Origin of the sequence: Duganella callida (genome assembly GCF_004614165.1) — a bacterium.
Taxonomy (GTDB): Bacteria; Pseudomonadota; Gammaproteobacteria; order Burkholderiales; family Burkholderiaceae_D; genus Rugamonas; species Rugamonas callida.
Window position 1 is genome coordinate 1 of the sequence record NZ_SPVG01000158.1, and the last position, 5260, is coordinate 5260.

Here is a 5260-nt window from a genome sequence, read left to right on the forward strand (position 1 = left end):
GCGGCCGCCACGGCGCTGGCCGCCGAAATCGGCGCCGGCGGCGGCACCGCCATCGCCGTGCAGGCCGACGTCACCGACGCCACCGCCCTGACCCGCGCCATCGATAGCGTGGCCGAGCGCTACGGCCGCCTGGACATCCTGGTCAACAGCGCCGGCGTGCTGATCTTCGCGCCGCTCGACCAGTTCGCGCTGGCCGATTTCGACCAGACCGTGGCGATCAATGTGCGCGGCGTGTTCGTCGCCGCCCAGGCCGCCGCCGCCCACATGCAGCAAGGCGGCCGCATCATCAACCTCGGCAGCACCGTGGCGCACCGCATGCCACTGGCCGGCGGCGCGGTGTACGCGATGAGCAAAGCCGCCCTGACCGGCCTGGTCAAAGGCCTGGCGCGCGACCTCGGCCCGCGCGGCATCACCGTCAACAACGTGGCGCCCGGCCCGGTCGACACCGACATGAACCCGGTCGATGGCGACTTCGCCCCGGTCCAGCACGGCGTGATGGCACTGAAGCGCCACGGCCATGCCGACGAAGTGGCGGCCATGATCGCCTACCTGGCCAGCGAAGAAGCCGCCTTCGTCACCGGCGCCGACCTGCTGATCGACGGCGGTTTCGCCGCCTGAGCGGACCCGCCGTGCGTTCACCGGGCCGGGTCCAGCCGCGCCATGAAGCCCCGCACCAACCGCGCCATCTCGTCGGTTTTTTCATCGAGCGCGAAGTGGCCGGCGTCCAGGATGTGCAGTTCGGCGCCGGGCACGTCGCGCTTGTAGCCTTCCGCGCCGGGCACGATGAAGGACGGGTCATACCGGCCCCACATGACCAGCATGCGCGGCTGGTGCTGGCGCAGCCAGGCCTGCCACTGCGGATAGGACTGCACGTTGGTGCGGTAGTCGTACAGCAGTGCGGCCTGGATTTCGCGCTGGCCCGGCCGCGAGATGGCGGCAAATTCATCGTCCCAGCCGTCGGGGTTGTAACGTTCGGGATTGGGGCTGTTGCCCAGATGGCGCAGGCGCGTGCCTTCATAGCCGACGAACGCGTCGACCTGTTCGGGGTGCGCGGCCGGCGACGCCCAGTAGTCAGCGATCCTGGCCCATTTCTTCCCCAGGCCTTCTTGATACGCATTGGCGTTCTGGATGATGATGGCCTGGACCTGGTCCGGCGCGTTCAGCGCCATGCGAAAGCCGACCGGCCCGCCGTAATCCTGCATGAACAGGGTGTAGCGGGCGACGCCCAGTTCGCGCAACAACGCCGCCGTGGTCTGCGCCAGATGGTCGAAGGTATAGCGGTACTGGTCAGGCGGCGGCGCCTCGCTGTGGCCAAAGCCCGGGTAGTCGGGCGCAATCACGTGATATTTGTCGGCCAACAGCGGGATCAGCGGGTCCCACATGCGCGACGACGACGGATATCCGTGCAGCAGCACGATCACCGGCGCGTCCTGCGGGCCGGCCTCCCGGTAAAACAGTTGGACGCCATCGACCTGGCGCCAGTGAAAAGTGGTGCTGGCCGTGGTGGAGGGAACCGGCGCAGCGACGGCCGTGGCAAGTGTGGTGGTCATGATCGCTCCTGCGAGCAAGGATGTCAGTTTGGGCATGATGGGTTCCAGTGGAATGGCAATGCCCACAGATTAGCCACACCGGTGCCCGCAGGATATTGGCCTGAATGCCATTAAACATTAAAATCAGGCCATTATGAGCACAAGCGCGCTGAAAGACCTGAAAGTGGTGGTGATCGCCTTCGATCAGATGAGCCCGTTCCACCTGTCCGTCCCCTGCCTGGTGTTCGGGGAAGACCGGCGCATGGGCGAGGCGCCATGGTTCGCACTGCGGGTGTGTGCCGGCGAGGCGGGCCAATTGCGCACCACGGCCGGCTTTTCGATACACTGCACGCACGGGCTGGAAGCGGTGGCCGACGCGGACATCGTGGTCATCCCCAGCTGGCGCGACGTCACCGAAGCCCCGCCGGCGCCCATGCTGCAGGCCTTGACCGCCGCGTACGAGCAGGGCGCGCTGGTGGTTGGGCTGTGCCTGGGCGCGTACGTGGTGGCCGCCACCGGCCTGCTGTCCGGCCAGCGTGCCACCACGCACTGGGCCTGGGCCGGCGATTTCGCCCGCGCCTATCCGGACATCGAAGTGGACGCGCGCGTGCTGTACGTCGAAGCGGGCCGGCTCCTGACCTCGGCCGGCGTGGCCGCCGGCATCGACTGCTGCATGCACGTCGTCAGCCGGGTATACGGCCGCAACGTGGCCAACGCGCTGGCGCGGCGGCTGGTGGTGCCGCCGCAGCGTGAAGGCGGCCAGGCGCAGTTCATCGAACAGCCCTTGCCGCAACATGCCAACGATGAAAGGTTGAGCTTTGCCCTCGATTGGGTGCGCGCCAATCTGCATCAGCCGCTGCCGATCGACGCGGTCGCGGCCAGGATCGCCATGAGCCGGCGCACCTTCACCCGTCATTTCAAGCAGCTGACCGGCACCACCTACGGCGCCTGGCTGGTGATGGAGCGGGTCAAGCTGGTCCAGCGCCAGCTGGAAACCACCGACCAGACCATCGAGGTGATCGCGGCGGCCTGCGGTTTCGGCACCAGCACCTCGCTGCGCCAGCATTTTTTCGCGGCGCTGGGCGTCACCCCGGCCGCCTACCGCCGCACCTTTCAGCTATCCCAGCGCAAAAGGTGATGCAGGCGCTGGCCGCGTTTGTAACAACGGAATTCGCAGGATGAATTCGCTGCCGCCGCCGTCGCCCTTGCTGCGCACCTCCACATTGCCATGCATCAGGGAGACGATTTCCTTGACCACCGCCAGGCCGATGCCCAGTCCCGCACCGCGCTGCGAGTGGCGCTGGTCGGCCTGGGTGAAAATATCGAAGATGCGCGGCAGCAGATCGGCGCGGATGCCGACGCCGTCGTCCTTGACGGAACAAACGAACCAGCTCTCATCGACGGTGGCCGTCAGCCAGATGTTGCCGCCGGACGCCGTGAACTTGATCGCATTGTTGAGCAGGTTGAACAGCACCTGCAGGAAGCGGCGCGTGTCGATTTCCACCGCGATCGGCACCGGCGGCATCACCACGTGCAGCTGCAGGCCCTTGCTGTCGGCGGCGTCGCGGCAGTGATGGACCGCCTCGAGCAACAGTTCCTGCAGCACGCCTTGTTCATAGGTCAGGCTCATCTTGCCGCTGTGCACCCGCGTCAAATCAACCAGGTCTTCCACCAGCCGATCGAGGAAGCCGACCTGGCGTTCGATCAACTTCAGCGCGTTGGCGCGGCGCTCGGCATCCTCGGGGACGGCCCGGATCAGCTCGACCGCGGTCTTGAGCGGCGCCAGCGGGTTGCGCATTTCGTGCGCGATGGTGCCGATGAACACATTCTTTTCGTTTTTTTGCGCCTCGGCCGCCTCCACCAGGTTTTCCAGGTAACGCAGGCGCGTGCGCAGATTGGTCAGGTCGCGGAACACCTTGACATAACCGGTGGTCTCGCCGCCGGCGCCGCGCAACGCCAGGCTGACGCCGCTCGACCAGAAGCAGCTGCCGTCCTTGCGCAGATGCCAGCGCTCGTCTTCGGCCACGCCGACCACGCGCGCCGTGTTGGCCTCGTGCAGGTGCAGCGCTTTTTCGCGATCGCCGACGGTGAACAGCCTGGCGGTCGAGGCGCCCAGCATGTCCGACGCGGTCCAGCCGGTGATGGCGTGCGCACCCTCGCTCCAGCCGGTGATCCGCAGCTCCGGGTCGTAGAACACCACGGCGAACTGGCGCCAGTCCCGTAGCAGAACCTGGGCCAGTGCCTGCGCCTGCGCTTCGCTCCATTCCGTGTTCAAATGCCACTCCTTTGAGGTGGACTGCCAGCCCGGACTGGCTCAAGTGTTCAAATCGCGCACCGCCGCATACAGGATCTCGAAGGACGAGGTCTTGGCGATGTGGCGGTCGAAGCCCGCACCGAGCGCACGCGCGACCGAGGCGGCGTCGTCCCAGGCGCTGAACGCGATCAGGTAGGGCTGGCGGATGCGCGGGCGCGCGCGGATCAGACCGGCGACCTGGTAGCCATTCATTTCCGGCATGCCGATGTCCAGGAACACCACATCGGGCGTCAGCTCATCCACTGCGCGCAGCCCATCCGCGGCGCCATAGGCGGCGCTGGCATGGTGCCCGTTCAGTTCCAGCAACGCCACCAGGACGTTCGCTGTTTCCACGTTGTCATCGATAACCAATATTTTCTTCAACATCGTTCCCCAGTGCCCGCCGCGACGGCCCACCCGCATCAGCCTGGTGTGCCATTGTTGCCGCCCGCGCCAGCAGCGCCCATAGGAGCCCGGCCCGTCGGGCTGTAGGACTAGCGCCTCCGCTGCCGTTCGGCTTCCACCATCGCACAGGCGTAGCTGGTCAGGCGCGTGACCCACACCTCCAGCGCGCCGGGCGTGGCGAACAGCGCCGGGTCGGCCCGGCAGATCTGTTCCCGGCTCAGGTAGGGATAGGCGGTCAGGGCGCGGATCGAATAGCCCAGCGCCGCCAGTTCGGCATCGCCCTGCGGCACGTCGAGCGCGCGTGCCAGCAATTGCAGCAGGCGCTGCTCCTGTTCGCGCTTGAGACTCTCATCGTCGAGCAGGCCGGTCGGCTCGAAGCTCTCGCGCATGCGCAGCCGTACGCTGAGCAGTATCAGCTCGCCGCCGCCCAGCGGCAGCAGGCGTTTGCGGGTGTAGCGCCGCAGCGCCTGCTCCAGCGACAGGCCCGGCGCGTCGAACGGCGCGCGCTCGTCGCTCAGGTGCTCGCGCACCGGTTCGTACAGGGCGGCGCGATACAGGCCGGCCTTGTCGCCGAAGTAGTAACGGATCGAGGCGCTGTTGACGTCCGCCTGCGCGGCGATCTCGCGCACCGAGGTGTTGTGGTAGCCCCTGGCCACGAACAGCTGCAGGGCGGCCAGCAAGACCCGCTCGCGCGCCTGTGCGCCGTCCGTGCGCAACTTGCGCGCGCCGCCGCCGGCCAAAGGATGTTCATCGCCCATGTCTGTACTGTGCCATCGCTGAAAACCGCCATTATAAAGTCCGGGCGCGCCGCCATCAGCCGTTCCAGCCCAGCCCCAGTGCTTTTTGCAGCGCGATGAAATCGCTGGTCAGCTCGGCCTGCGCCTGGGCCAGGTTCTGTTCCGCGCCCAGTTGCTGGCGCTCCGTGTCGAGCACGTCGATCAGGCTGGCCGTGCCGGCTTTCTGGCGCGCGGCGGTCAGCGCGGCCGCGCGGTCGGCGCTGGCCTTGGCGCGCGCCACCGTGGCGACCGTGGCG

7 protein-coding genes are annotated in these 5260 nt (G+C 67.4%); 2 read left to right on the forward strand and 5 right to left on the reverse strand.

Features of this window, described 5'->3' with window-relative positions:
- Window positions 1–618: SDR family oxidoreductase (locus tag E4L98_RS15525; RefSeq protein WP_135202463.1), on the forward strand; the 618-nt coding region annotated here is incomplete at its 5' end.
- Between the two features lie 17 nt (window positions 619–635).
- On the opposite strand, the gene E4L98_RS15530 is transcribed toward E4L98_RS15525, so the two are convergent.
- On the reverse strand, window positions 636–1550 hold the full coding sequence (locus E4L98_RS15530) for an alpha/beta fold hydrolase (protein WP_135202464.1): 915 nt from the start codon (window positions 1548–1550) through the stop codon (window positions 636–638).
- A gap of 133 nt (window positions 1551–1683) precedes the next feature.
- Here E4L98_RS15530 and E4L98_RS15535 point away from each other — a divergent pair, with 133 nt between their 5' ends.
- Window positions 1684–2667, forward strand: coding sequence for a GlxA family transcriptional regulator (locus E4L98_RS15535; RefSeq protein ID WP_135202465.1), 984 nt, complete (start codon window positions 1684–1686; stop codon window positions 2665–2667).
- Here E4L98_RS15535 and E4L98_RS15540 read toward each other — a convergent pair.
- From E4L98_RS15540 to E4L98_RS15555, 4 genes are all read right to left on the reverse strand, one after another.
- Window positions 2647–3804 carry a PAS domain-containing sensor histidine kinase gene (locus tag E4L98_RS15540; protein ID WP_135202466.1) on the reverse strand — a complete coding sequence of 386 codons (1158 nt, stop codon included), beginning with the start codon at window positions 3802–3804 and terminating at the stop codon, window positions 2647–2649. The genes E4L98_RS15535 and E4L98_RS15540 overlap by 21 nt on opposite strands.
- Window positions 3805–3843: 39 nt before the next feature.
- Entirely contained in the window at window positions 3844–4245 is a 402-nt protein-coding gene (locus tag E4L98_RS15545) for a response regulator (RefSeq protein WP_135202467.1), read from the reverse strand.
- Window positions 4246–4316: 71 nt separating this feature from the next.
- On the reverse strand, window positions 4317–4985 hold the full coding sequence (locus tag E4L98_RS15550) for a TetR/AcrR family transcriptional regulator (protein ID WP_135202468.1): 669 nt from the start codon (window positions 4983–4985) through the stop codon (window positions 4317–4319).
- 55 nt (window positions 4986–5040) lie between these two features.
- On the reverse strand, window positions 5041–5260 hold a 220-nt coding region (locus E4L98_RS15555), incomplete at its 5' end, for a TolC family protein (protein ID WP_167761341.1).

Bases quoted from the DNA above. Each gene is read 5' to 3' on its own strand.
- E4L98_RS15530 (WP_135202464.1), bottom strand. From the start codon at position 1,550: ATGACCACCACACTTGCCACGGCCGTCGCTGCGCCGGTTCCCTCCACC.
- E4L98_RS15535 (WP_135202465.1), top strand. From the start codon at position 1,684: ATGAGCACAAGCGCGCTGAAAGACCTGAAAGTGGTGGTGATCGCCTTC.
- E4L98_RS15545 (WP_135202467.1), bottom strand. From the start codon at position 4,245: ATGCGGGTGGGCCGTCGCGGCGGGCACTGGGGAACGATGTTGAAGAAA.
- E4L98_RS15550 (WP_135202468.1), bottom strand. From the start codon at position 4,985: ATGGGCGATGAACATCCTTTGGCCGGCGGCGGCGCGCGCAAGTTGCGC.